The organism is Streptomyces hygroscopicus (genome assembly GCF_026168105.1).
Taxonomy (GTDB): Bacteria; Actinomycetota; Actinomycetes; order Streptomycetales; family Streptomycetaceae; genus Streptomyces; species Streptomyces hygroscopicus_D.
On sequence record NZ_LBMW01000007.1, the window covers coordinates 13,491 to 36,803 of the forward strand.

A 23,313-nucleotide genomic window follows, 5' to 3' on the forward strand; every position below is an offset into this window, starting at 1 on the left:
CCCCAGGACTGGATGCGGCAACGCGAGCGGCACGGTCGAGCGGTGTGACCCGCCGAAGGGGTTCTTCGCGACCTGGGAGTACGGCGGTGAGGTGGGCTGGATCGAATCTGCGGGCCGGCACCGGTCACGGAGGATCGAACGCGATTCGAACTGGAACGCATCGGCCATGTGAATGATGACCGGTGAGCGGAGTGAGCCGAGCGGAGTGAGCCGCGAGGCGTGGGGCGCCGCGAACGCCGAGACGGGCGGCCCGCGGGAGGCGGCACGGGCCGCGGCCGAGCGGACGACCGCTCGGCCGCGTACACCGGCGGCCAGGCGGCCCTGCCGCGGCTTTCGCGAGTCTTCACGGCGCAGGTGAACGCCGACAGGTGGCGACTCGTACGTACGTGCGTATGTCCGCTCGGTGGCGGGTATCCGTCCTCAGAGCACCGGTCGCGTCCGAAAGGGTGGAACCCGCTGTGACCCAATTGCGCGCACCGACCTGGGCCAATGGAAGCTCATAGGTTAATTTCAGTTCGGTCACAGAGATTTTCTCATCTTTCTGGGTCACAGTAAGAGGCGATGAACCGCATCACACGCCCCCCTGGCAACCGCCGGCACGCGTTTTTCGGTGCCATCGTGCTTCTGGCCGTCACGACCTCCTCCGTGGCGGCGGCCGACGGCGGTCCCGGACCGCTGGGTGTGACCACCCAGGCGTCCTACACGTCGTCCAGCTCGCGGATCGGTGCGCTCTTCGGCTCCGGCGGAGCCCTGGAGGGCGGTCACTTCTGCACCGCCTCCGTGGTGCACAGCAAACAGGGCAACCTGATCGTGACCGCCGCACACTGCATCGGGAGCGGCACCCTGTGGTTCGCCCCGGGGTACCGGGACGGCAGGGCGCCGTACGGGGTGTGGAAGATCGTCAAGACGTACGTCGGCGACGCCTGGAGCGGTGATCAGAACGAGGACAGCGATGTCGCCTTCGCCGCGGTGGAGTCCATCGGCGGCGTGGACGTCGAGGACATCGTCGGGGGCAACAAGTTCGTGACGGGCCGGGAGACCGGCGCCAGCGCCGTCACCGTCACGGGCTACCCCACCTCCCAGGAGGAACCGATCACCTGCATCAACCGGCCGACCGTCCAGAGCAGTACCCAACAGCGCATCGACTGCCCCAGCTTCACCAGCGGCACGAGCGGCAGCCCCTGGGTGAACGGCTACGGCGAGGTCGTGGGCATCCTCGGCGGCCACGAGCAGGGCGGCTCCACCCCCGACATCTCCTACAGCGTCGTCCTTGGGAATGAGGCCGCGGACCTGTACAGGACCGCCTCGGGCGAGTAGCCGCTACGCCGTACGTCCCCGCGGTCCCTTCAAGTGCCGGTCCGCGGGCCTGCCCCCACCCCTAAACTGACCCTCGGCGGACTCCCGTGCGGCGAGGGGCGGTTGACGGTGCGTAAGGCGTGGATCTGGGCGACCGTCGCCATCGGTACCGCGCTGGGTTTCGTGATGCTGCTAGTCCTCGGGGTCTACATGGCCGCCGGGAACCTCGCGGGCGAGGCAGGGCAGCGGGCCCTCGGGCTCGCCAAGAATGCAGTGCCCGCCGCGTATGCACCGATCGTCCAGAAGTGGGGCAATCTGTGCAGCGCGATCAGCCCCGCGCTGCTCGCCGCCCAGCTCTACCAGGAGAGCGGATTCAACCCGAACGCCACGAGTCCGGCGAAGGCGCAGGGGATCGCGCAGTTCATCCCGGGCACCTGGGCCGTCCAGGGCATAGACGGCAACGGCGACGGGGTCGCCGACGTCTGGGACCCGCGCGACGCGATCCCGTCGGCCGCCTCGTACGACTGCAAGCTCGCCTCGTATGTGAAGGACGCACCCGGGAACACGACGGAGAACATGCTCGCCGCGTACAACGCGGGGGCGTACGCGGTCATCAAGTACGGAGGCGTGCCGCCGTACCAGGAGACCCAGAACTATGTGAAGACCATCACGACCCTGGCGCAGAGCTTCGCCGCGCCCGTCCAGCGGCTCGATCCCTCCCGGCAGGCCGCGGGTGCCATCTACTACGCGCAGAAGAAGCTCGGCACGCCCTATCTCTGGGGCGGCGACGGCACCCCCGACCAGGGCGGACGCTTCGACTGCTCCGGGCTGACCAAGGCCGCGTACGAGAGTGTGGGCATCACGCTGCCGCGCGTCGCCAACGACCAGTACAACGCCGGGCCGCACCCGAAACGAAACGAACTGCTCCCGGGTGACCTGGTGTTCTTCTCGCACGATCCGACGGATTCCCGTGCCATCCACCACGTCGGGATCTACGTCGGCGGCGGCTACATGATCGACGCGCCCAGGACGGGGGCCGTGATCCGCTTCGACCCGATCGACACCTCCGACTACTTCGGGGCGACGCGTGTCACCGCGGATGGCGCGAAAGCGCTGCCCACTTCGGTGTGAACCGGGGTGTGAACGGCGTGCGCGCGGACACGCGCCGGCCGGAACTCTCTGTTATGCCCACCCCGTGAGCTGCGAAGACGAGTCTCTCTTCGATAACGTCTGCGTGATCATTCGGTGGAGTGTGGAACGTAGACGAGAGGGCTGTGCGTTCCTTCTGCAGTAGAGCGTTGACGTACGGCAGCCGGCTTGACGTAGAGCGGATCTACGGACCACGGGGGTGGTGGAGCGGCGCGCACGGGCGCGTCCGCGGAACGGGACAGAGGACGAAGGGGCCGCGCACCATGGCTGGACTCGCCGAATCCGGGTCGAACCCCGACGTCGATCTGCTCTACGACATCAATGGCCTGGCCAACGAGGCGCCGCGCTGGTTCGACCGCGTCATGGAATTCGTCGGCGAGTACGGCCTGTTGCTCGCCATGGTGCTGCTGGTCCTGTGGTGCTGGTGGAGCGTGCGCCGACGGGGCGGCGCGGACGCGGCGTCCTCCGTGGCAGCGCTCGTCTGGGCCCCGCTGGCCGCCGGCCTCGCGGTGCTGGTGAACGTGCCGATCCGGGGGTTCGTGGCACGCCCCCGGCCGTTCGTCGACCACCAGGGACTCGATGTCCTTGTCACCGGGAAGACCGGCTACTCCTTCGTCAGCGACCACGCCACGCTCACGATGGCGATGGCGGTCGGACTCTTCGTCGCCAACCGGAAGTTCGGGCTCATCGGTCTCGGGCTCGCGCTCCTCGAAGGGATCTGCCGCGTCTACATGGGCGTGCACTACCCGACGGACGTGGTCGGCGGGTTCGCCCTCGGCACGGCCGTCGCCCTGCTGCTCTCCCCGCTCGCCATGGCCCTGCTCACCCCGCTCACCAAGGCGATCGAGCGCTCGCCGCACGCCGGTTGGCTGATCCGGGCCCGCGGGGCGCGTGCCGCGGAGACGGTGATCCCGGACACGCGGGCGGAGGCGGCGACGGAGGAACGGGACCTGGCAGCCTAGCCGCGGCGGCTCCACTCCTTCTTCGAGCCGCGGCGGCTCCCACTCCTTCTTCGCGGGACGGATTCCTAAAGCGACTGCGGGAACGTGAAGAAGCCGCTCGGGTCGTACTGGCGCTTCAGCTGGGTCAGCCGGTTCGCCGCGTCGCCGTAGTACGCCTTCTTCCAGTTCGTCAGGGTCGGGTCCGTGTAGTTCTGGTACGCCGCCCCGGACGCGTAGTCCCGCATGGACGCGTGCGCGGACGCCAGCCAGGACTGGGCCGTCGTCCCGGACGCGCCCGCACCCCAGCTCGCGATGTACTGCGCCAGCATGCGCGAGCGGCGGTGGACGAACGCCGTCGCCGTCGGCGAGACCCGGTTGACCGCGCCGCCGAGCGCGGTGAAGGCGACGCTGCCCGCTCCGCCCCGGACCTGTGCAATCTGATTCAGGACGGTCTGGATTCCCGCCGCCGGGATCGAGCGGTCGAAGAAGTCCGAGCGGGCCGCGTACGTCTCACGGCCGAGGGCGCCCTGCGGGGAGCGGCCGGGCGTCGAACCCGGCAGATGGCACTGGGCGGCGGTGGGGAAGGAGGAGCAGCCCGCGTACGCCTCCATCGCGCCCTCGTACGAATGCCGCTTGAGTGAGACGCTCCGCGCCGGGGAGCCGACGCTCGCGGCCAGGCGGTCGACGGCGTTCTGGAGTTCGCCGTACGTACCGAGCGAGAAGGCGGCGACGGCGACGGTGGGCGTGCCGCCGTTCTCGAGGTGGCAGGAGGACCAGATCTCGTCCGGCTGGTCCGGCCCCCACTCCTGCCAGGCCTTGAGCACGGCGGCGGCCTTGGACCAGGGCCATGTCATGTAGGCCGAGACCGTCTGGGGGGCGGGGTGGGTCCTGAAACGCAGCTCGGTGACGACGCCGAAGTTGCCGTTGCCCGCGCCGCGCAGGGCCCAGAAGAGGTCCTTGTTCTCGGTGGCGTTGGCGACGAGCTGCTTGCCGTCCCCGGTGATCAGGGTCGCCTGGGTGAGGCTGTCGCAGGTCAGTCCGTACGCCCGGGAGGCGACGCCGTGGCCGCCGCCGAGGGTGAGGCCCGAGACGCCGACGCTGGGGCAGGAGCCGGCGGGTATCGTCACGCCCTTCGCCGTGAGCGCGCGGTAGACGTCGATCAGTTTGGAACCGGCGCCGACCACGGCCTCGCCCACGCTCGCCCGTATCGTGTTCAGCCGGCCCACGTCGATGATCAGACGGCCGTCTCCGGAGGACCAACCGGCGTAGGAGTGGCCGCCGTTGCGTATCGCCACCTTGATGTTGTGGGCGCGGGCGTACGACATCACGGTGCGGATGTCCTCGGCATGCGCCACATAGGCGACGGCCGCGGGCTTCAGGGAGTCGAAGCGGGTGTTGTAGAGCTGGTGCGCGGTCGGCCACGCGTGGTCACCGGGGCGGATCAGGGTGCCCGACAGATCCCGGGCCAGGGCGGTCCAGTTGGCTGCGGCGCGGGCGCTGGTGACGGCCGTGCGTATGGACGTGTCCGTGGCAGCCGATGCGCTGCTCGTGCTGCCGCTGCACGCGGTGGTGGCCGCCGTCGCGAGTGCGGCGGCGGCTCCGCCGATGAACGTACGCCGTTGCATGTGCGCCTCCCTTGGGTTCCTTGGAACGAGACGGAGCCCTGTGACGGGAGGTTCCGCAGGGAAGTGCCACAGAATCGCTACAGCGTGGGGATGGTGTGGGTGCGGCGGGCCGCCGTCAGTGCCGGTCCGCGGCATGCCCCTGCGCGTCCGACCTCGCCAGACTGCGGGCTCTGCGCGCCGGACCCCGCCAGCCGCAGTTGCACCGCGCCATGCAGAAACGGCCCTGCTCGACCGTCGTCGTGCGGTGCTCTTCCGGACCCAGGGCGGTCTCCTGCTGCTCCACTCCGACAACGCTACCCAAGGCACCCGTGCCGCAATGCCGTGCGCGTGACGGGTTCCTGCTGCCCGTCGTTATCCGGAACGGCAGGAGGGACACCGGGACTGACCGGCTTGGGGGTAGGCAGACGATGGTGGTGCGACGACACGGTCGGGTCGGTGAGGCGGTCGTCACGACGGTGGGACTGCTCCTCTGCGGCGCCTCGGTCACGGGATGCACGGGCGGCGGGGCCGCCGCCGAGGAGGCGCGCTCCGGCACGGACGCCGTCGAGGCGCTCCACCGGGCGGCCGAGGCCCTCGTGCACGCGGGCAGCTCCAAAGCCCGTACGTCGATGGAGATGGCCACCGGCGGCACCCGGGTCACCATCCGCGGCGAGGGGGTCTACGACTACCGGGACCGGCTCGGCCGGCTGGAGGTGATGCTGCCCAAGGATCCCGCGGGCGCCGAGGAGCACCGCCCCATCACCGAACTGCTCGCCCCGGGCGCCCTGTTCATGAAGAACCGGGGCGCGGGCGTACCGGCCGACAAGTGGGTGCGGGTCGACACGAGCACCCTTTCCGACGGCAACCTCGTCACCGGCGGGGTCACCGACCCGTGGGCGGCGGCCGAATTGCTGCGCGGGGTCCGGAGGGCGACGTACGTGGGGCGGACCGAGGTCGCGGGAACGCCGGTTCGGCACTATCGCGGGGTCGCCGACATCGCGCTCGCGGCGAGGAGCGCGTCGGCCGGGAACAGGAAGGCGTTGCAGGCGGCGGCGAAAGGGTTCGCCACGGCCGAAGTCCCGTTCGACGCTTATCTCGACGACCAGGGACGCATCCGGAAGGTCCGCCACCGGTTCAGCTTCGTCAATGGCCGGCAGAAGACCGCGGTCGCCGTGGCCTCGACGACCTTGCTGTACGACTTCGGGGTCCCCGTCGAGGTGCGGCTGCCGGCGTCCGGGGACATCTTCGCCGGCAGGATCGCGGAGCAGTGACGCACGAGGGCCGGACGCCGGGCCGGAAGTGGCGCGGCTGAGGGGCTGGAAATGGTCCGTCCGTGCCATGCGCGGTGCGTAGACCGCTCCCTACTCTAGGAAGCCGGTGACGGCAGAAAGAGGTGATGCACGTGGCTCCGGTCGGCGGTACGGCGGTTCAGGACCACGTGGCCCTCGCCGAGATCGAGCTGTGCGGCGACCTGATCATCGCGGCCTCGTCCGCACACGAGGACCGGCTCAGTCTTGAGAGCATCGACGAGGTCCTGAAGGTGGCCGAAGAACGGGATGCCGCCGGTGGCGCGGCCGCCTCCACTGCGGATGCCTCCGATGGGGATGCCTTCGGCGGGTGAGCCTTCGGCGGGCGGGCCGTGATCCGCCGCGTGACGGCGGACGTCCCCACCCGCCTGCGCGGCTGTCCGGACAGGACGCCTCGGGCGGTTCAGGCGGTTCAGGCGGTTTGATTGGAATTTCGGGGAGTTCGGGAGCGGTTCGGCGACGGTTCAGGGTGGATCGAAGCGCCCGCGGCGTCAGGTTGTCAGGACGTCATGTGCTTGTGTGCTCATGTGCGCAGGAGGCGGCCGATCGCCTTCGTCGCCTCCTCGACCTTCGCGTCGATCTCCGCTCCGCCCTTGAGGGCGGCGTCCGCGACGCAGTGGCGCAGATGCTCCTCCAGGAGCTGGAGTGCGAAGGACTGCAGGGCCTTCGTCGAGGCGGAGACCTGCGTGAGTATGTCGATGCAGTACACGTCCTCGTCGACCATGCGCTGCAGTCCGCGGATCTGGCCCTCGATGCGGCGCAGCCGCTTGAGGTGCTCGTCCTTCTGCTCGTGGTAGCCGTGGACGCCGCGGTCGTGGTCGGTCACCGGGGTCCCGGTGCCCTCGGAGGGCGCCGTCGCGCCGGCCTCGGTGGTCGTCATCGCGTCCTCCTGTTTGACAGTCGCGCGGGGCATGAATTCCGGACAGACGGGATAGGGATCCGGACAGAGGGCCCGCGGGTGCGAAGCGTGAGCAACACGTTACGGATATATACCCCTGGTGGGTATATGGTAACGAAGTTTGCCGGGTATGGGGCCCTTGGCCTCTGCCTCGGCCGCCCTCGCACCGCCCCCGTGCCGACCACTGTGCCCGATGGGCGACACTGGGGGACGGCCCCTTAGCCGTGGCCGGATGATGCGCTTAGCATCAGCCTGACCGACACCGAAGCATCCCGAGGACCCCACGTGCGCTTTCGTCTGACCCCCAGGGAGACGAGCTTCTACGACATGTTCGCCGCATCCGCGGACAACATCGTCACGGGCTCGAAACTCCTGATGGAACTGCTCGGGGCGGACGCCTCCGGCCGGGCCGAGATCGCAGAGCGTATGCGGGCCGCGGAACACGCCGGTGACGACGCCACGCACGCGATCTTCCACCAGCTGAACTCCTCGTTCATCACGCCGTTCGACCGTGAGGACATCTACTCCCTCGCGTCCTCCCTCGACGACATCATGGACTTCATGGAGGAGGCCGTCGACCTGGTCGTCCTCTACAACGTCGAGGAACTGCCGAAGGGCGTCGAGCAGCAGATCGAGGTGCTGGCGCGGGCGGCGGAGCTGACGGCGGAGGCGATGCCGAACCTCCGCACGATGGAGAACCTGACCGAGTACTGGATCGAGGTGAACCGTCTGGAGAACCAGGCGGACCAGATCCACCGGAAGCTGCTCGCTCATCTCTTCAACGGCAAGTACGACGCGATCGAGGTCCTGAAGCTCAAGCAGATCGTGGACGTGCTGGAGGAGGCGGCGGACGCCTTCGAGCACGTGGCCAACACCGTGGAGACCATCGCGGTCAAGGAGTCCTGAGGCGTCCATGGACACCTTTGCTCTGATTCTGACCATCCTGGTCGCGCTCTTCTTCGCGTACACCAACGGCTTCCACGACTCGGCGAACGCGATCGCGACGTCGGTGTCGACCCGGGCGCTGACGCCCCGGGCGGCGCTGGCGATGGCGGCGGTGATGAACCTCGCCGGTGCGTTCCTGGGCAGCGGGGTGGCGAAGACGGTCAGCGAGGGCCTGATCCAGACGCCCTCCGGCGGCAAGGGGATGGGGATCCTCTTCGCCGCACTGGTGGGCGCGATCACGTGGAACCTGATCACGTGGTACTTCGGGCTGCCGTCCTCGTCGTCGCACGCGCTGTTCGGCGGCATGGTGGGGGCGGCACTGGCGGGTGGTACGACGGTGTACTGGTCCGGGGTCCTGGACAAGATCGTCACCCCCATGTTCCTGTCGCCGGTGGTCGGCCTGATCGTCGGCTACCTGGTTATGACGGCGATCATGTGGATCTTCCGCCGGGCCAATCCGCACAAGGCGAAGCGGGGCTTCCGTATAGCGCAGACGGTGTCGGCGGCCGGAATGGCGCTCGGGCACGGCCTGCAGGACGCCCAGAAGACGATGGGTGTCGTGGTGATGGCACTGGTCATCGCGGACGTGGAGAAGTACGGGGACCCGATCCCGGTGTGGGTGAAGCTGGTCTCCGCGGCGATGCTGTCGCTGGGCACGTACGCGGGCGGGTGGCGCATCATGCGTACGCTGGGCCGCAAGATCATCGAGTTGGACCCGCCGCAGGGCTTCGCGGCGGAGACCACGGGTGCCTCGATCATGTTCGCGACGGCGTTCCTGTTCAAGGCCCCCATCTCGACGACGCACGTCATCACGTCGGCGATCATGGGCGTGGGTGCGACGAAGCGGGTTAACGCCGTGCGGTGGGGCATCGCGAAGAACATCGTCATGGGCTGGTTCATCACGATGCCGGCAGCGGCGCTCGTGGCGGCGGGCGGCTTCTGGCTGATCAACCTGGCGTTTCTGTAAACGGGCGGCGGGGCGCCGCCCGCAGAAAGGTTTCCCCTTGCGGCCGTCCCGACGGCGTCCCCTGAGTCCGGCCCCCACCGGTGCCCCGGACCCGCCCGTGGTGCCGACCGGGCCCGTCCCAGGAGCCCGCCCCAAGCCCGCCCCAGGAGCCCGCCCCGGACCCACCGCGCCCGTCAGGTGCCTGTCACCCCGTGGCCGCCCAGGACCCAGGGCTGTCGTCCCGTCGAAACGCCCCCGGATCCCGCGGGCCCGGCGTTTCGAGATGCGGCGGTCGGTGGGGTGACAAGACTGGACGTATGACTACCAAGGCACTCCTCGAAGGCGGGCCGGACGATCTGGCGGGCAAGACCGTGCCGATCGTCCCGCCTGGACAAGAGCTGAAGATCCCCCATCGCGGCGGATACGAGCACTACAAGGTCACGCCGCGCCACGAGGACCGCGAGGAGGGACGGATGATCGTCTTCCAGTGGTGGGAACGCACGGAAGTCGCCGAATAGCGCGTGGTGGACGCGAACGGGCCCGCCCCCGGGAGCCAGGGGCGGGCCCTCTTCGGCCTCGCGGTGGCACCGCCATGCAGCACCGCGAGGGGTCTTCGCAGGGACCGTCGGCTCAGCCGAAGCGGCCCGAGATGTAGTCCTCCGTCGCCTGGACCGACGGGTTGGAGAAGATCCGCTCCGTGTCGTCGATCTCGATCAGGCGGCCGGGCTGGCCCACGGCCGCCAGATTGAAGAACGCCGTACGGTCCGAGACACGCGCGGCCTGCTGCATGTTGTGCGTCACGATGACGATCGTGAAGCGTTCCTTCAGCTCGCCGATCAGGTCCTCGATCGCGAGCGTCGAGATCGGGTCGAGGGCCGAGCAGGGCTCGTCCATCAGCAGAACCTTCGGCTCCACCGCGATCGCGCGGGCGATGCACAGACGCTGCTGCTGACCACCGGACAGACCCGAGCCCGGCTTGTTCAGGCGGTCCTTCACCTCGTTCCAGAGGTTGGCGCCCTTGAGTGACTTCTCGACGATGTCATTCAGCGCGGACTTCTTGTAGTTGCCGTTCAGCCGCAGGCCCGCCGCCACGTTGTCGAAGATCGACATGGTCGGGAAGGGGTTCGGGCGCTGGAACACCATGCCCACCTCGCGGCGGACGGCCACCGGGTCGATCCCGGTGCCGTACAGGTCCTCGTCGTCGAGCAGCACCTTGCCCTCGACACGGCCGCCCGGGGTGACCTCGTGCATGCGGTTGAGCGTCCGCAGGAACGTCGACTTGCCGCAGCCGGAGGGGCCGATGAACGCCGTCACCGACCGCGGCTCGACCGTCATCGAGATGTCCTCGATCGCCTTGTGGGAGCCGTAGTACGCGGTGAGTCCGCTTACGTCGATTCGCTTGGCCATGACTACTTCACTTCCATAATCAGTCGCTGTGGCCGCGTCAGCGACCGGTCTTCGGGGCCTTCCAGCGGGCGATCCCGCGGGCCACCAGGTTCAGGATCATCACGAAGCCGATGAGGGCGAGTGCCGCCGCCCAGGCCCGGTCGTAGGCGGCGCCGGAGCCGGCGCTGTTCGCGTACTGCTGGTAGATGTACAGCGGAAGCGAGGCCTGCGGGTCCTTGAACGGGTTGCTGTTGATGAAGTTCGTGCCCCACACCAGCAGCAGCACGGGAGCGGTCTCACCGGTGATACGCGCGATCGCGAGCATCACGCCCGTGGTGATACCGCCGATCGAGGTCGGCAGGACCACCTTGAGGATGGTGCGCCACTTCGGGACGCCCAGGGCGAGGGAGGCCTCGCGCAGCTCGTTCGGGACGAGCTTGAGCATCTCCTCCGTGGAGCGGACCACCACGGGCATCATCAGGATCGCCAGGGCGAGCGAGCCGGCGAAGCCGGAGTAGCCCATGTTCAGGATGAGGATCCAGAAGCTGAGGATGAACAGACCCGCGACGATCGACGGGATGCCCGTCATGACGTCGACGAAGAAGGTGACGGCCTTGGCGAGCTTGCCGCGGCCGTACTCGACCAGGTAGACGGCGGTGAGCACACCCACCGGCACGGCGATCACAGTGGCGATGCCGACCTGCTCCAGCGTGCCGAGGATCGCGTGGTAGATGCCGCCACCGGGCTGGGTGTCGGGGACCACGCCCATCGAGTGGGTGAGGAAGTAGACGTCGAAGACCTTCACACCGCGCTTGAGCGTCTCCCAGATCAGGGAGGCCAGCGGGATGACCGCGGCGAGGAAGCAGACCCAGACGAGGCTGGTCGCGATCCGGTCCTTGGCCTGCCGGCGGCCCTCGACGCGTGCCGCGATGACGTACGTGCCCAGGACGAACAGGATCGCGGCGATCAGGCCCCACTGGATGGTGCTGTCGAGACCGGCGCCAAGTCCGATACCCGTGCCCAGAGCGACCGAGCCCGCGGCGATCGCCCAGGGCGACCACTTCGGCAGGCTGGCGCCGCGCAGGGTGCTCGGACGCCTGTCGGTGACGGCTGCGTGGCTCATGCGTTGGCCCCCGAGTACTCCTTGCGGCGGGCGATGATCATGCGGGCCGCACCGTTGACCAGCAGGGTGATGACGAAGAGGACCAGACCGGAGGCGATGAGGGCGTCACGGCCCTGGTCGGTGGCCTCGCCGAACTTGCTGGCGATGTTCTGGGCGAAGGTGCCGCCGCCCGGGTCGAGCAGGCTGGCCTGGATGTCGAAGGTCGGGGAGAGGACCGTGGCGACCGCCATCGTCTCGCCGAGCGCACGGCCGAGGCCGAGCATCGAGGCGGAGATCACGCCGGAGCGGCCGAACGGCAGCACGGCCGTGCGGATGACCTCCCAGCGCGTGGCGCCGAGGGCCAGGGCCGCCTCCTCGTGCATCTGCGGGACCTGACGGAAGACCTCGCGGCTCACATTGGTGATGATCGGCAGGATCATGATCGCGAGCAGGACGCCGACGGTCAGCAGCGCGCGCGGGGCGCCGCCCTGCCAGGAGAAGATGCCGGTCCAGCCGAAGTAGTCGTTCAGCCAGCCGAACACGCCCTGCATGTGCGGTACGAGGACGAGGGCACCCCAGAGGCCGTACACGATGGACGGCACGGCGGCCAGCAGGTCGATCACGTACGCGATGGGGGTGCCCAGCTTGCGCGGGGCGTAGTGCGTGATGAACAGCGCGATGCCCACCGCGACCGGGACCGCGATGGCCATGGCGATGATCGAGGAGACGACCGTGCCGAAGGCCAGGACCGCGATGCCGAAGACCGGTGGGACGACGTTGGTGTCCCACTCGAAGGTGGTCAGAAAGTTGCCGTGGTCCTTGCTGATCGCGAGGGACGCGCGGTAGGTGAGGAAGACCGCGATCGCGGCCATGATCACCAGAAGGAAGATGCCGGATCCGCGGGAGAGACCGAGGAAGATCCGGTCTCCGGCGCGGGTGGCGCCGCGGCTCGCGCGCTTCTGCTCGGCCGCGGAAGGCTGGGGGGCGGGTGGAGGTGCTTCAGTGTTCTCTGTCGTTATGTTCATCGGATCTCCGGTCTGCGGAGCCGTAGCGGGTGGCGGCTCCAGGCGGCGGTGCACCGGACGGTGCGGCCCGCTCCTTGGGGGAGCGGGCCGCACTTCAGGTCAGCTCAGGCCCGAGATGGTGTCGCGGACCTTGGAGATGATCTCGGCGGGGATCGGCGCGTACTTGGCGTTGGCCAGCTGGTTCTGGCCGTCCTCGGACGCGGTGTAGCCGAGGAAGGACTTCACGGTCGGGAGCGTGTCGGCCTTGTTGCCCTTGTCGCAGACGATCTCGTAGGTGACCAGGGTCAGCGGGTAGGCGCCGTCCGCGGTCGGCTTGTAGTTCAGCTTCAGGGCCAGGTCCTTGCCGGTGCCGGCGACCTGGGCGGTGGAGATGGCCTTGGTGGCGTTCTCGACGGTGGCCTTGGCGGGCGTGGAGGCGCCGGTCTTCAGGTCGACCGTGTTGATGCCGTCGGCCGCGTAGGACAGCTCGAAGTACGAGATCGCACCCGGGGTCTGCTTGACCTGCTGGGCGAGGCCCGCGGAGCCCTGCGCGGACTGGCCGCCCTTGGCCTGCCAGGCCTTGCCGCCGGTGTACGGCCAGTCGCTCTTCGCGGCGGCGATCAGGTACTTGGTGAAGTTGTCCGTGGTGCCGGACTCGTCCGAGCGGTGGTAGGCCTGGATCTTGGTGCTGGGCAGCTTCGCGCTGGGGTTCAGCTTCTTGATCGCGGGGTCGTCCCACGTCTTGATCTGGTCGTTGAAGATCTTGGCGATCGTGGAGGCGTCCAGGACCAGGTTGCTCACGCCCGGCACGTTGTAGCCGATCGCGATCGGGCCGCCGACCATGGGCAGGTCGATGGCCTGGCCGCCGCCACTGCAGACCTTCTTGGACTGGGCGATCTGCTCCGGCTTCAGCGCGGAGTCGGAACCGGCGAACGCGGTCTGGCCACCGAGGAAAGCGGTGACACCGGCACCCGAACCGGTCGGGTTGTAGTTGATCTGGACGTTCTTGCAGGACGCGGTGTACTGCGTGACCCACGCGTCGATCGCGTTCTTCTGCGCGGACGAGCCGGAGGCCTGCAGCTGCCCCTTGGCGTTGTCGCACTTGATGTTGGAGTTGCTCGACGCGGGCGCGGAGCTGCTTCCGCCGCCGTTGCTGCTGGTGGCATCGGAGCCGCACGCCGTCAGGGCCAGGGCGCCGGAGACGGCGACAGCACCGAGGGAAAGGGCGCGAAGCCGGTTCGTGCGCTGAAGCTTCACTTTCGGGGGTTCCTTCCAAGAGCCGCCGTCATTGGCGGCGTGCGAAGTGTGGCCAGCCCGTGCGGGCTGCTCTGTCTGTTGTGAAGTGCGACCGCACGCCTTCATGCGCGCTTCGCACCGGGTAGGGCCGAAATTAGGCAGAACAGGTGAAGCGGCTGATGGCCAAGAATGAACGGAAGGTGAACCCCTGTAGTCGGTGTGGTTAGGTCACGGAACGCTTACGTCTCGGACACGGGGGTATTCCATTGCGCCGAGTCGAGGCGGTGCCCGTGGCCTGCGGTTTCCGGCGGCTGCGTTCGGTTGTGGCGGGGGTGCACGGTTCCCCGAGCCCCGACGGGGTGCGGGCGTCCCCCGAGCCGTTTGTCGCGCCCCTTTCGGGGCGCTCAGGTCAGGTTGAGCGCGTTCAGGAAGGCGTCGACCAGGTCCCGGTCGCGGGGCTGGGTCAAGCGGCGCCGTGCCGCGGCCGGGGGGAGCCACAGGATGCGGTCGACCTCACGGTTGGGGACGAAGGAGCCGCCCGTCGCCTCGGCAGCCCAGTAGCGGACCTGCTTGGGGCGCCCGCCCGCCTCGTAGTGGACGGTCGGCAGGCGCGCGCCGGGGACGGCGGCGTACCCCGTCTCCTCCGCCACCTCCCGCAGCGCGCCCGCGAGTGGGTCCTCTTCACTCTTGAGCTTGCCCTTCGGGTGGGACCAGTCGTCGTACTTCGGCCGGTGGACCAGACAGATCTCCAGTTCACCGTCTACGGGCGAGTGGCGCCACAGGACACAGCCGGCCGCGCGGATGGTCTCCTCGTTCATCGGGTGCTCCGGCTCCTCTCTGTCCCCGCGGCGCGCCGGGCGCGCCGCGCCGTCGTACAGGTGCCTACGGAGTGCCCACCGCCTGCTTCTGCCAGGCCTGCTGGAAGGCGAAGCGGGCCGCTTCCACCTCGTGGCGCTGGTCGGCGTGCAGCACGCCCAGCGCGTACGCCGTCGCCGGGGCGATGCGCGGGGTGCGTGCCGCGGCGGCAGCGGCGGCGGCCGCCTCCGAGGCGTCCCGGTGCCGGTTCAGGGCCTGGCCCGCCGCCAGCAGCCGTACGTCGACGGCCGCGTCCTCCCCGTACAGCACTTCCCGGGCGTAGCGGTGCAGCCGCAGCAACAGCCGGACCTGGTGCCAGGGGCCGTCCTGCGGATGCGGCGCCGGGTCGGGGGACAGGCCGTGGATCAGGGCCTCGGCGTTGTACGGGTGGCCCGCGGTGAGCAGCGGCAGCGCGGTCACCGCGTCGCACAGCCGCTCCTCGGCCGCCGCCGCGAGCGGGCGCAGGTCGGCGGCGGCCGAGGCGGGCGCGAGCGGGACCTCGCTGGCGAGGACGGCGACGCTGTCCGCCACCGCGTGGAAGCGGCTCGACCCGAGAGCCCCCAGGGCCGCGGAGTGGGCGCGCGTCCGGGCCAGGGTCAGCTGGCGCTCCAGCAGTGCGCCCGCCTTCGCCGCGCCGACGGTCAGACTGCCGCGCTCCGCGGCTGCGGGCTGGGTGCGCGGACCGGTACCGACGGGTTCCGCCGCGCCGCCCGGCTGCGCGGGGAAGGCCGACGAGCCCGAGAGCCGGTGCAGCGCGAGGAGCAGCCGTTCGAGCCGGGCCGCGTACGCGTGCTCGCGGGCCAGCGTGCCCGACAGCCAGGCCAGCTCGGGACGCATCGTCTCGGACCAGTCGGCGTCGAGGAGGGGGCGGAACGTGTGGAGCGTGCCGCTGATGCGGCGGGCCGAGCGGCGCAGGGCGAGCGCCGCGTCGCCGGAGTCCACCGTGCCGCTCTCTCCCAGTCTCGACTGCGCCCCCACCCTCGGCTTCGCTCGAGTGGCGGGACCCCCGTGAGCGGGGGGATTCCCACCGGCACCGTTGTCCCGGTGCTGGCGCAGCGAACGCAGGAACTCCGTGGCCTGGGCCCGCAGGTAGCCCGCGAGGGCGTCCCCGGACGTCGGGCGGGCCGTGGGGTCGGTGGGGGGATCAAGGTGTTGCTGTGCCACGCCGGCGCCTCCGGGCGTCTATGAGCATCTCCTGGATGTTCCGCAGCGGCTGGCCGTCCGCGTCGGTCGAGTGCCGGTTCCACTCGCCGTCCGGGCCGAGGTGCCAGGAGGAAGTGGTGTCGGACATACCGGTCTCCAGGAGCCGGTTGAGGGCCGCCCGGTGCGCCGGGTCGGTGACCCGGACGAGTGCTTCGATGCGGCGGTCGAGGTTGCGGTGCATCATGTCGGCGCTGCCGATCCACACCTCGGCCTCGCCGCCGTTGCCGAAGGCGAAGACGCGGGAGTGCTCGAGGAAGCGGCCGAGAATGGACCGTACGCGTATGTTCTCGGACAGGCCCGCGACGCCCGGGCGCAGCGCGCAGATGCCGCGCACCCAAACGTCGACCGGGATGCCCGCCTGCGACGCGCGGTAGAGCGCATCGACGACCGCCTCGTCCACCATCGAGTTGACCTTGACGCGGACATACGCGGGCCGACCGGCGCGGTGGTGCTGGATCTCCTTGTTGATCCGGGAGACCAGACCGTCGCGCAGGGACTTGGGGGCGACGAGCAGCCGGCGGTAGGTCTCGCGGCGGGAGTAACCCGACAGCCTGTTGAAGAGGTCGGACAGGTCCGCGCCGACCTGCGGATCCGCGGTCAGCAGCCCCAGGTCCTCGTACAGCCGCGCGGTCTTCGGGTGGTAGTTGCCCGTACCGACGTGGCTGTAACGGCGGAGCGTTTCGCCTTCCTGCCGTACGACGAGCGACAGCTTGCAGTGCGTCTTCAGCCCGACGAGCCCGTACACCACATGGCAGCCCGCCTCCTCCAGCTTGCGGGCCCACTTGATGTTGGCCTGCTCGTCGAAGCGGGCCTTGATCTCGACCAGCACGAGGACCTGCTTGCCGGACTCGGCCGCGTCGATGAGCGCGTCGACGATCGGCGAGGTCTCCGAGGTCCGGTACAGCGTCTGCTTGATCGCGAGCACGTCCGGGTCCGCGGCCGCCTGCTCCAGGAACGCCTGGACGGAGGTGGAGAAGCTGTCGTACGGGTGGTGCAGCAGCACGTCCCGCTCCCGCAGCGCCGCGAAGATGTCGGGCGCGGACGCCGACTCGACCTCCGCGAGGTCGCGGTGGGTGCCCGCCACGTACTTCGGGTACTTCAGCTCCGGCCGGTCGAGGTTCGCGATGCCGAAGAGGCCGGTGAGGTCCAGGGGACCCGGCAGCGGGTACACCTCGGCCTCGGAGATCTTCAGTTCGCGCACGAGGAGGTCCAGGACGTACCGGTCGATGGACTCCTCGACCTCCAGGCGCACCGGCGGCCCGAAGCGGCGCCGCATGAGCTCCTTCTCCAGGGCCTGGAGAAGGTTCTCGGCGTCGTCCTCCTCCACCTCCAGGTCCTCGTTGCGGGTGATCCGGAAGGTGTGGTGCTCCAGGACCTCCATGCCCGGGAACAACTCCTCGAGGTGCGCGGCGATGACGTCCTCGATGGGGACGTACCGCTGCGGGGAGGCCTCAAGGAAGCGGGAGAGCAGCGGCGGGACCTTGACGCGCGCGAAGTGGCGGTGGCCGGAGACCGGGTTGCGCACGACGACCGCGAGGTTGAGCGAGAGTCCCGAGATGTACGGGAAGGGGTGCGCGGGGTCGACGGCCAGCGGGGTGAGGACCGGGAAGATCTGGTGGCGGAAGAGCGTGAAGAGGCGCGCCTGCTCCTTCTCGGTCAGCTCGGCCCAGCGGACCAGATGGATGCCCTCCTCCGCGAGCGCGGGGGCGACGTCCTCGTGGAAGCAGGCGGCGTGCCGGGCCATGAGCTCGCGGGAACGGGCCCAGATCATCTCCAGCACCTCGCGCGGCTGGAGACCGGAGGCCGAGCGGGTGGCGACGCCGGTGGCGATACGCCGCTTCAGACCCGCGACCCGGACCATGAAGAACTCGTCCAGGTTGCTGGCGAAGATGGCCAGGAACTTCGCCCGCTCGAGCAGGGGCGTATCGGGGTCCTCGGCGAGTTCGAGCACGCGCTCGTTGAACTGGAGCCAGCTGCGCTCCCGGTCGAGGAAACGGCCCTGCGGGAGCTGGGCACCCTCGGCTTCCTCGTACGCGTCGAGATCGGCGTCGATGTCCGGTTCCAGGTCGGAGACCGCCGCGGGCACGGTGTGCGGGCGGTGCGCGGCGATGGAGCCCACGGAGGGCTGCTGGTTCTGCATGTTCGCGCGACCCGACGGCTCTCCATCACGAGGGGTGGTGGGGGACGGGTGGGCCGGTGCCTGGGCGTTCTGCTGGCTCATGAACCCATTCTTCCGCGCCGACCGGGTGACGGGCGCGTCGTGGAGTCCGGGGGGTGTCGCGGCGAAGGGACGTCCACGTTCCGGACCGGCCCCGTTCTCCGGGGGCGGTGCGGGTTCTGGCACGGCGGCGTTCATTGGCTGAGCGTCGCAAGTCCGTCTGAATCAATGGTTACGGCGACATGACGTGCGGGATAGCGGGGAGGGGCCCGCGAACGTCTACAGGCGACACCGACGCGTACGAGGGAGCAGGAAGGGACGCGTGCGCCGCCAGGGCTCGACCGGCCGTACGTTCGGCCCTGCCGGTTGTGGGGAGCGGCCGACCCGGGGAGCGCTACGGGCCGGTGCGGTGGCCCGCTCGAGGGGGCGCGTTGCGATGGGTTCCGGTCCTCGCGTGACCCCGTCTCGGTGGTTGCCCTGCGTTGGGCTCCGGGCCGGTGCGGTGGCTCGCTTTGATGGTTGCTTTGCGGTGGGCTCCGGTCGCTGTGGGACCCGCTTCGACGGTCCCCATCGCGGGCGGGGCTCCGGCCGCCTGCGAACCGGCTTCGGCCCTTGCGTTTCCGGCTCGCCCGGCTGTCGTACGGCGGCTCGCCCGGCTGTCGTACGGCGGCTCGCCCGGCTGTCGTACGGCGGCTCGCCCCGCCCCTCATACCGTGGCTTTCCCGGACCGCCGAAATTTTTCTCGGGGACGTGAACCGATCGCGTGGGCTCGTCCGATGAAGGGGCGTGAGGGAAACGAGAAGTGACGGGGAGCTGCTGCGTGCCGTGGCAGACGGGGACCGTCGCGCCTTCGAGGAGCTGTACAGGCGGTATGCGCCATGGCTCACGGCACGGCTGCGTGGCCGCTGCGCCGACCCGGGAGTCGTGGACGACGTCGTGCAGGAGACCTTCCTGGCGGTCTGGCGCGGCACCGCGCATTACCGCGAGGACGGCGACGTGGCCGGCTGGCTCTGGCGTGTCGGCGCCCGCCGGCTGGTGGACGTGCTGCGCGGCGACGGTGCCCGGGGCCGGCTGCGGCAGACACTGGCCCGGCTGCGGCATCGCCACGAGGCGTCCGCGGAAGAGCGCGTTCTGGCCGGAGTGGAGCACGGCGACCTGGCGGGAGCGCTGACAAGGCTCTCGCCCGAGCTGCGGGCCGTCCTCCAGGCGACGGTGATCGACGGACTGACGACCAGGGAGGCGGCCGTTCTGCTCGGCATTCCTCCCGGCACGGTCAAGACACGGGCGCTGCGTGCGCGCAGGCGGTTGCGGGAGGAGCTGGCATGAGGGACGACAAACACGACGGCACCGGATGGCACGCGGACGCCGACGACCTCGGTGCCTATGTACGCGGCGAGTTGGAGGCCCCCCGGCTCTGGTCCGTCGACGAGCACCTGGTCGCCTGCGCGCCTTGCCGGCAGGCACTGGCGGAGGTCGGAGACCCGCTCGCGCTGGACGCCGGGTGGGAGCGGCTGGATGCCGAGCTGGACGCCCCCCGGCCGGGGGCCTTCGAGGCGCTGCTGATCCGGTTCGGCGTCGCCGACCACACCGCGCGGCTGCTGGCCGCGACCCCAGTGCTGCGCGCCTCCTGGCTGGGCGCGGTCCTGCTGGTCCTGGCCATGACGGTGATCACCGTCTACTCGGCGGGCTCGCCCGTGACGTTCCTCGCCCTGGCCCCGCTGCTGCCGCTGGCGGGCGTCGCGGTGTCGTACGGTCCGGCCTTCGACGCGACGTACGAGATGACGCTCGTCGCCCCGCTGCACGGCTTCCGCCTGCTGATGATCCGCACGGTCGCGGTGCTGGCCGCGAGTCTGGCGCTGAACGGTCTGGCGACGCTGGCCCTCCCGGAGTACGGGCTGCGTGCCCTCGCCTGGCTGCTGCCCGCCCTCGCGCTGACCACGACGGGGCTCGCGCTGACCGCCCGCCTGGGCCCGGTCCTCGCCCCCGTCCTGGTCAGCGGCGGCTGGGTCGCCCTGCTGGTGGTGGCCGACACGACCACGCGCGGGACCCTCGCGCCGTTCACGGCGGCGGGCCAGGGCGTGGCGGGTGCGGTCGCCGCGGTGGCGGCCGTCCTGCTGCTCCGTCTGCGTGACCGGTTCGACGCCTCGCCGGCCCCGTCCCTCTTCCCCGACTTCGCCCCCAGGAGCACCTCATGACCACCGCCCCCACCGTCTCGGCCTCCGGCCTGACCCTGCGCTACGGCGGTACGGCCGCTCTCGACGACGTCTCCCTCCGACTCCGCGAAGGCATCACCGGCCTGATCGGGCCCAATGGCGCGGGCAAGACGACACTGCTTCGGGTGCTCGCCACCGCCGTGCCCGCCGACCGGGGCGCCTTCGCCGTCCTCGGGCACGACCCGGGCACGACCGCCGGGCGCCAGGAGGCGCGGCGCCGGCTCGGCTATCTGCCGCAGAACCCGGGCTTCCACCTGGACTTCACGGCGTTCTCGTTCGTCGACTACGTGGCGATCCTCAAGGAGCTCACCGACCGTGCCGCCCGCCACCGCGAGGTGCGGCGTGTGCTGGAGGCCGTCGACCTCTCCGACGTGCGCGGCAAGCGCATCAAGCGGCTCTCCGGCGGCATGCGCCAGCGCGTCGCCCTCGCCGCGGCGCTCCTCGGCGACCCGGGCCTGCTCCTGCTCGACGAGCCGACCGTCGGCCTGGACCCGGAACAGCGCATGCGGTTCCGGGAGTTGATCGCCCAGGCGGGCGAGAGCCGGACGGTTCTGCTGTCCACTCATCAGACGGAGGACGTGGCCATGCTCTGTCACCGCGTCATAGTGATGGTCCGCGGTCGCATCCACTTCGAAGGCACCCCGGCCGAGCTGACCGCACGGGCGGCGGGCCGGGTCTGGAGCAGTGCGGAGAGAGACCCGGGCGCCCGCGCGGGCTGGCGCACGGGACTGGGCACGTTCCGCAATGTCGGCGACCCGCCCAGGGGCGCCGCACTCCTCGAACCCACCTTGGAAGACGGCTACTTGCTCGTCCTGGACGGAGAGCCCGCGGAGGTGGCGTCCCTATGAGTACGGTCATCGACAAGGCCCCCACGGTCTTCGCGCCCGTGGAGACCGGCCGCCGGCCGGCCGCCGCCGTCCTCGCGCTCGCCCGCTTCGAGGCGCGCGAACTGCTCGTGCAGATCCCGGTGTTCTTCTTCCTCCTGGTGTACGTCGGGACCACGGCCTGGAAGCTGTTCTCCCCCCGCGAGGACATGAACAACTACCCGATCCTGCACGATGTCGACCGCGCCACTCAGCCGGGCACGCTGTTGCTCGCCGTGGCCGCCTTCATCTGTGTGAACGTTGCCGCGCTGCGCTCCAGGCGCCACGGCACGGACCGGCACTTCGACGTCCTGGTCCTCGAGCCCTGGCGGCGCACGGTGGCGCACGCCCTGTCCGTGGTGCCGCTCGCGGCAGTCACCGCGCTGGGCGCCGCCATCGAGTTCGGCTGGGCCGCGCTGAAGCCGGGGGCGGTCGGCCACGGGTCGGTGGCCGAACTGGCGACGGGGCCCCTGGTGGTCCTCCTTTCCGGAGTCCTGGGTGTGCTGATCGCGCGGCTGTGTCCGCGTCTGGCCGGGGGGCCGCTCGTCGTGGTCGTGGGGTTCGCCACTCTCATGGTCGTCTCCTCGGTCGTGGGACAGACGCACTGGCTGACCTGGCTGCACCCGGTGGTCTCCGAGACCAGCAACAACCCGATCCCTTCCGATCTTCTGGGCCGTCCGGCCGCCTGGCACGCTCTGTATCTGGTGGGCCTCAGCGCCGTGCTGCTGTGTGTCGCGGCCCTCGTGAGCGGGGGGCGTACGCGGCTGCTGAAGGCGATCACCGTGGTCGCGCTCGGCGCCATGGTCACGGGTATCGCCGGGCAGTCCCCGGGCGACGACGCCGCCCTGATCACGGCCCGCACGAAGGCGAGCAGTACGCCGGCGGCGTTCCAGTCGTGCGTGGCCCACGGCCGGTCGACGTACTGCTCCTTCCCCGAGTGGACGGGCTGGCGGGACGACTGGGAGAAGGTCGTCGACCGGATACAGGACCTGGCGGGCGGCGGTGCCGGGGGAGCGCCGCTGACGATCCGGCAGCGGATACCGGTCGTCCACCAACTGGAGGGGGACGCCGCGATTGAGCCCCTGCACACTCCGGGCGAGGTCACGGCCGGCACGCGCTGGGGAGGAAATCGCGTCCCCGAGTTCGCCGTCGGGGTCGCGTCGGTTCTCGTCGCCGGTGACGAGCAGGCGGTCTCGAAGATGTGCGACGCCCGGGTGGTGACCGTGATGTGGTTGGCGATGGCCGCACAGGACGACCCGATGACCGCGTTCCGCCACGTCCGCCTCGATGACAGCCTCAGCGGCTCCGCCGTCGCTCTGGCCCCCACCAATCCGGTCGGGATGAGCGCCGAACAGACCCGGATCGTCCGGGCACTGCTCGGGCGCCCGCTCTACGGCGTCACGGCCCGGGTGAAGGCGCACTGGACGGAGCTGACGTCCCCGAGGACGTCGGAGGCACGGGTCGCGGAGCTGCTGGGAGTGCCGGCGGCGAAGAACGGAACCGGCGCGGGGGAGTCATGCCAGAAGTAGGCGCGGCATACGCACGGGTCCGTGCCCTTCTCCCGCCGCTGTGGCGCGCCCTCCCCTGGCGGGTCCTCGGAGCCGCGGGCGGTTCGGCGACGGCCCTCCCGGCACTCGCGCGGCTGGTGTCCGGCGGGCACGACACCGCGTTCGCCCTCATCCTCCTGAGGTCCGCCGAGGTCGCCCTGGCCCTCGGCCTGGCGTTCCTGCTGGACGACCCGGCGCGGCACATCACCGTCGCGGTGCCGACCCGGCGGGTGCTGCGGAACGGACTGCGGTTGGCGCTCGTCGTCCCGCTCGTCTTGCTGTGCTGGACGGTGGCCCTGCTCCTGGTCCCGGGGGAGATACGGCCCCCGGCCGGCGATGTCGGCCTGGAGGCGGCGGCCCTTGCGGCGCTGGCGCTCACCGGTGCGGCGGCCGCCGTGCGGTTCACCGACGAGCCGCAGCCGGGGGCTGTCGTGGCGGCGACACTGCTGGCGGTCACGGTGCTCGAGACGCTGCTCCCGGAGCGGTGCACCCTGTTCGTGGACGTGGCCGACCCCGGCTGGGCGGCGGCCCATCAGCGGTGGGCGGTCCTCCTGCTGCTCACCGTGCCGATGGGCGCGGCGCTGCTGCCGGAACGGATACGCAGGCGCCGGGCGTTGGCCTGGACCCACCGCTGAGGCCACCGGGTGCCTGGGGTCACCC

General features: G+C 70.3%; 23 protein-coding genes. 13 read left to right on the plus strand and 10 right to left on the minus strand.

Annotated features, from left to right (window positions below; genetic code table 11):
* The first annotated feature begins 561 nt into the window (after positions 1-561).
* The 3 genes from AAW14_RS09635 (at position 562) to AAW14_RS09645 (ending at position 3,407) form a co-directional block, all read left to right on the plus strand.
* Positions 562-1,317: a trypsin-like peptidase domain-containing protein gene (locus AAW14_RS09635; RefSeq protein ID WP_265562052.1), complete on the plus strand. Its 756-nt coding sequence runs from the start codon at positions 562-564 to the stop codon at positions 1,315-1,317.
* 102 nt (positions 1,318-1,419) lie between these two features.
* Positions 1,420-2,427: a bifunctional lytic transglycosylase/C40 family peptidase gene (locus tag AAW14_RS09640; RefSeq protein WP_265562054.1), complete on the plus strand. Its 1,008-nt coding sequence runs from the start codon at positions 1,420-1,422 to the stop codon at positions 2,425-2,427.
* Positions 2,428-2,708: 281 nt separating this feature from the next.
* Complete coding sequence (locus AAW14_RS09645) at positions 2,709-3,407, plus strand: phosphatase PAP2 family protein (RefSeq protein WP_265562056.1); 699 nt, start codon at positions 2,709-2,711, stop codon at positions 3,405-3,407.
* A 65-nt stretch (positions 3,408-3,472) separates the two neighbouring features.
* Here the strand turns inward: AAW14_RS09645 and AAW14_RS09650 are convergent, their stop codons facing one another.
* Positions 3,473-5,011, minus strand: coding sequence for an FAD-binding oxidoreductase (locus AAW14_RS09650; protein ID WP_265562058.1), 1,539 nt, complete (start codon positions 5,009-5,011; stop codon positions 3,473-3,475).
* Positions 5,012-5,126: 115 nt separating this feature from the next.
* Positions 5,127-5,294 (minus strand): hypothetical protein, encoded by a 168-nt coding sequence (locus tag AAW14_RS09655; RefSeq protein ID WP_265562060.1) that lies wholly within the window; start codon positions 5,292-5,294, stop codon positions 5,127-5,129.
* Between the two features lie 124 nt (positions 5,295-5,418).
* On the opposite strand from AAW14_RS09655, the gene AAW14_RS09660 reads away from it, so the two are divergent.
* Positions 5,419-6,261 carry a hypothetical protein gene (locus tag AAW14_RS09660; protein ID WP_265562062.1) on the plus strand — a complete coding sequence of 281 codons (843 nt, stop codon included), beginning with the start codon at positions 5,419-5,421 and terminating at the stop codon, positions 6,259-6,261.
* A 125-nt stretch (positions 6,262-6,386) separates the two neighbouring features.
* Positions 6,387-6,611 carry a hypothetical protein gene (locus AAW14_RS09665; RefSeq protein WP_265562064.1) on the plus strand — a complete coding sequence of 75 codons (225 nt, stop codon included), beginning with the start codon at positions 6,387-6,389 and terminating at the stop codon, positions 6,609-6,611.
* A 209-nt stretch (positions 6,612-6,820) separates the two neighbouring features.
* Here the strand turns inward: AAW14_RS09665 and AAW14_RS09670 are convergent, their stop codons facing one another.
* Positions 6,821-7,177: a metal-sensitive transcriptional regulator gene (locus AAW14_RS09670; RefSeq protein WP_265562066.1), complete on the minus strand. Its 357-nt coding sequence runs from the start codon at positions 7,175-7,177 to the stop codon at positions 6,821-6,823.
* Between the two features lie 303 nt (positions 7,178-7,480).
* Between AAW14_RS09670 and AAW14_RS09675 the strand changes: the two genes are divergently transcribed.
* From AAW14_RS09675 to AAW14_RS09685, 3 genes are all read left to right on the plus strand, one after another.
* Complete coding sequence (locus tag AAW14_RS09675; protein WP_265562068.1) at positions 7,481-8,101, plus strand: DUF47 domain-containing protein; 621 nt, start codon at positions 7,481-7,483, stop codon at positions 8,099-8,101.
* Positions 8,102-8,108: 7 nt separating this feature from the next.
* Entirely contained in the window at positions 8,109-9,107 is a 999-nt protein-coding gene (locus AAW14_RS09680; protein ID WP_265562070.1) for an inorganic phosphate transporter, read from the plus strand.
* 296 nt (positions 9,108-9,403) lie between these two features.
* Complete coding sequence (locus tag AAW14_RS09685; protein ID WP_055490601.1) at positions 9,404-9,604, plus strand: DUF5988 family protein; 201 nt, start codon at positions 9,404-9,406, stop codon at positions 9,602-9,604.
* A 112-nt stretch (positions 9,605-9,716) separates the two neighbouring features.
* Here AAW14_RS09685 and pstB read toward each other — a convergent pair whose 3' ends face one another.
* From pstB to AAW14_RS09720, 7 genes are all read right to left on the minus strand, one after another.
* Positions 9,717-10,493, minus strand: a complete 777-nt coding sequence (pstB, locus tag AAW14_RS09690) for a phosphate ABC transporter ATP-binding protein PstB (RefSeq protein ID WP_265562073.1) — start codon at positions 10,491-10,493, stop codon at positions 9,717-9,719.
* Positions 10,494-10,530: 37 nt separating this feature from the next.
* The gene (gene pstA / locus AAW14_RS09695; protein ID WP_265562075.1) at positions 10,531-11,595 is read right to left on the minus strand and encodes a phosphate ABC transporter permease PstA; all 1,065 of its coding nucleotides are present in this window, start codon (positions 11,593-11,595) and stop codon (positions 10,531-10,533) included.
* Positions 11,592-12,599: a phosphate ABC transporter permease subunit PstC gene (gene pstC, locus AAW14_RS09700; protein ID WP_265562077.1), complete on the minus strand. Its 1,008-nt coding sequence runs from the start codon at positions 12,597-12,599 to the stop codon at positions 11,592-11,594. The genes pstA and pstC overlap by 4 nt, the downstream gene beginning before the upstream one ends.
* 99 nt (positions 12,600-12,698) lie before the next feature.
* Positions 12,699-13,835 carry a phosphate ABC transporter substrate-binding protein PstS gene (gene pstS, locus AAW14_RS09705; RefSeq protein ID WP_265562079.1) on the minus strand — a complete coding sequence of 379 codons (1,137 nt, stop codon included), beginning with the start codon at positions 13,833-13,835 and terminating at the stop codon, positions 12,699-12,701.
* A 383-nt stretch (positions 13,836-14,218) separates the two neighbouring features.
* Positions 14,219-14,632 (minus strand): NUDIX hydrolase, encoded by a 414-nt coding sequence (locus AAW14_RS09710; protein ID WP_265562081.1) that lies wholly within the window; start codon positions 14,630-14,632, stop codon positions 14,219-14,221.
* A 64-nt stretch (positions 14,633-14,696) separates the two neighbouring features.
* Complete coding sequence (locus tag AAW14_RS09715; RefSeq protein WP_265562083.1) at positions 14,697-15,833, minus strand: CHAD domain-containing protein; 1,137 nt, start codon at positions 15,831-15,833, stop codon at positions 14,697-14,699.
* Entirely contained in the window at positions 15,814-18,228 is a 2,415-nt protein-coding gene (locus tag AAW14_RS09720) for an RNA degradosome polyphosphate kinase (protein ID WP_416223281.1), read from the minus strand. Before AAW14_RS09720 ends, AAW14_RS09715 begins: the two co-directional genes overlap by 20 nt.
* A 588-nt stretch (positions 18,229-18,816) precedes the next feature.
* Here AAW14_RS09720 and AAW14_RS09725 point away from each other — a divergent pair.
* Genes AAW14_RS09725 through AAW14_RS09745 form a run of 5 tightly spaced genes read left to right on the plus strand, consistent with a single transcriptional unit; the run spans position 18,817 to position 23,288 of the window.
* On the plus strand, positions 18,817-19,356 hold the full coding sequence (locus AAW14_RS09725) for an RNA polymerase sigma factor (protein ID WP_265562086.1): 540 nt from the start codon (positions 18,817-18,819) through the stop codon (positions 19,354-19,356).
* Positions 19,353-20,225 carry a zf-HC2 domain-containing protein gene (locus tag AAW14_RS09730; RefSeq protein WP_265562089.1) on the plus strand — a complete coding sequence of 291 codons (873 nt, stop codon included), beginning with the start codon at positions 19,353-19,355 and terminating at the stop codon, positions 20,223-20,225. Before AAW14_RS09725 ends, AAW14_RS09730 begins: the two co-directional genes overlap by 4 nt.
* Positions 20,222-21,091: an ATP-binding cassette domain-containing protein gene (locus AAW14_RS09735; RefSeq protein WP_265562091.1), complete on the plus strand. Its 870-nt coding sequence runs from the start codon at positions 20,222-20,224 to the stop codon at positions 21,089-21,091. The genes AAW14_RS09730 and AAW14_RS09735 overlap by 4 nt, the downstream gene beginning before the upstream one ends.
* Complete coding sequence (locus AAW14_RS09740) at positions 21,088-22,635, plus strand: ABC transporter permease (protein WP_265562092.1); 1,548 nt, start codon at positions 21,088-21,090, stop codon at positions 22,633-22,635. Before AAW14_RS09735 ends, AAW14_RS09740 begins: the two co-directional genes overlap by 4 nt.
* Entirely contained in the window at positions 22,623-23,288 is a 666-nt protein-coding gene (locus AAW14_RS09745; protein ID WP_265562094.1) for an ABC transporter, read from the plus strand. Before AAW14_RS09740 ends, AAW14_RS09745 begins: the two co-directional genes overlap by 13 nt.
* Positions 23,289-23,313: the final 25 nt, after the last annotated feature.

Excerpts from the sequence above, each read along its gene's own strand:
- AAW14_RS09635 (WP_265562052.1), top strand. The coding sequence starts at position 562 with ATGAACCGCATCACACGCCCCCCTGGCAACCGCCGGCACGCGTTTTTC.
- AAW14_RS09645 (WP_265562056.1), top strand. The coding sequence starts at position 2,709 with ATGGCTGGACTCGCCGAATCCGGGTCGAACCCCGACGTCGATCTGCTC.
- AAW14_RS09650 (WP_265562058.1), bottom strand. The coding sequence starts at position 5,011 with ATGCAACGGCGTACGTTCATCGGCGGAGCCGCCGCCGCACTCGCGACG.
- AAW14_RS09660 (WP_265562062.1), top strand. The coding sequence starts at position 5,419 with ATGGTGGTGCGACGACACGGTCGGGTCGGTGAGGCGGTCGTCACGACG.
- AAW14_RS09665 (WP_265562064.1), top strand. The coding sequence starts at position 6,387 with ATGCACGTGGCTCCGGTCGGCGGTACGGCGGTTCAGGACCACGTGGCC.
- AAW14_RS09670 (WP_265562066.1), bottom strand. The coding sequence starts at position 7,177 with ATGACGACCACCGAGGCCGGCGCGACGGCGCCCTCCGAGGGCACCGGG.
- AAW14_RS09680 (WP_265562070.1), top strand. The coding sequence starts at position 8,109 with ATGGACACCTTTGCTCTGATTCTGACCATCCTGGTCGCGCTCTTCTTC.
- AAW14_RS09685 (WP_055490601.1), top strand. The coding sequence starts at position 9,404 with ATGACTACCAAGGCACTCCTCGAAGGCGGGCCGGACGATCTGGCGGGC.
- pstB (WP_265562073.1), bottom strand. The coding sequence starts at position 10,493 with ATGGCCAAGCGAATCGACGTAAGCGGACTCACCGCGTACTACGGCTCC.
- pstA (WP_265562075.1), bottom strand. The coding sequence starts at position 11,595 with ATGAGCCACGCAGCCGTCACCGACAGGCGTCCGAGCACCCTGCGCGGC.
- pstC (WP_265562077.1), bottom strand. The coding sequence starts at position 12,599 with ATGAACATAACGACAGAGAACACTGAAGCACCTCCACCCGCCCCCCAG.
- AAW14_RS09710 (WP_265562081.1), bottom strand. The coding sequence starts at position 14,632 with ATGAACGAGGAGACCATCCGCGCGGCCGGCTGTGTCCTGTGGCGCCAC.
- AAW14_RS09720 (WP_416223281.1), bottom strand. The coding sequence starts at position 18,228 with ATGAACGCCGCCGTGCCAGAACCCGCACCGCCCCCGGAGAACGGGGCC.
- AAW14_RS09730 (WP_265562089.1), top strand. The coding sequence starts at position 19,353 with ATGAGGGACGACAAACACGACGGCACCGGATGGCACGCGGACGCCGAC.
- AAW14_RS09735 (WP_265562091.1), top strand. The coding sequence starts at position 20,222 with ATGACCACCGCCCCCACCGTCTCGGCCTCCGGCCTGACCCTGCGCTAC.
- AAW14_RS09740 (WP_265562092.1), top strand. The coding sequence starts at position 21,088 with ATGAGTACGGTCATCGACAAGGCCCCCACGGTCTTCGCGCCCGTGGAG.
- AAW14_RS09745 (WP_265562094.1), top strand. The coding sequence starts at position 22,623 with ATGCCAGAAGTAGGCGCGGCATACGCACGGGTCCGTGCCCTTCTCCCG.